The sequence below is a fragment of the Candidatus Phytoplasma fabacearum genome (assembly GCF_030586805.1).
In the GTDB taxonomy this organism is placed as follows: domain Bacteria; phylum Bacillota_I; class Bacilli_A; order Acholeplasmatales; family Acholeplasmataceae; genus Phytoplasma; species Phytoplasma fabacearum.
Genome location: NZ_JAOSIM010000051.1, coordinates 1 through 1002 on the forward strand (window position 1 = coordinate 1; position 1002 = coordinate 1002).

The following is a 1002-nucleotide window of genomic DNA, read 5'->3' on the forward strand; positions in this document are numbered from 1 at the left end:
GAGGATAAATTATGGCAAGCCGGATGCTTGGAAACTTGCTTGTCCGGTTTAGATGGGGGCTATTTGTAATAGATATTAGAAAGACAAATTTTGAGATTGAAACGCAAATAATCTATCCATATATTTTATTAATATTAATGAAAATTTATTCTTCGAATAAGGGCGCCAAAGAGGCCTAAATTTCGTGCTATCTAACCAATAGCCAGGGCAGATAAACCCTGAAAGGATATGGTCGGTCTAACAAACGAAAGTAGGTTAGATTAAAGCAGACCATAAAAGCGGGTTGCGACGAAAGCAAATTAGTCAAGATGATTCCGCCACCAAATAATTCCATGGAGAAGCCTGAGATGGCCTAAGAAGGAAAATTGATGTAATAAGAAGACCTGTTTAGAAAGTTGCTGAAACGGACAGTCCAGAGTCTACTAATACAAGTTATTCGTATTGAGTAGTTTATCAAAGAAAGAAACCTGGAATCAGCCTCCAAAAGAGGATACTTCCCCTAAAGAATTAAGGTAGAAATTTAGTGTAACTTGGAGAATCCTAAAACTAAGTAATTAAGTTTACTAATCCGGAAATAAAAGTCTGGATGGTCAAGGATAAAGAATCTTTTTAGTAGTCGTAAGGGTAAACCTAGATTTGGAATAATTTAGTTAATCGGCTTACCAGGAAGAGAGTTAATTACTCTTATAGGGCGAAAAAAGAAAGTAATTTATTATTTATTCAATGGTATCGAGAAAGAGGTTGATATATTGTGTCAACAACGGTTTCACCAGAAACTAAACTTTTCACGAACATCGAATAGAATTCAATATTGTTCATCAAATGGCTACTCTCTGAAAAGAGAACTCCAGCAGGGAATGAATAAACTTAATATAGGTTCAACTTGGGAGATTTCTTATCTTAATAAAAGGGAAACCCAATACGAACCATGGAATGTTTACTCTTGGGACAAAATTAAAAAAATGCGTAACTATAAGGGAAACCCGGACATTACCATAAATA

General features: G+C 35.0%; 1 protein-coding gene. It reads left to right on the plus strand.

Annotated features, from left to right (window positions below; genetic code table 11):
• The first annotated feature begins 11 nt into the window (after window positions 1-11).
• Window positions 12-179: a hypothetical protein gene (locus OC705_RS02540; protein ID WP_304514067.1), complete on the plus strand. Its 168-nt coding sequence runs from the start codon at window positions 12-14 to the stop codon at window positions 177-179.
• Window positions 180-1002: the final 823 nt, after the last annotated feature.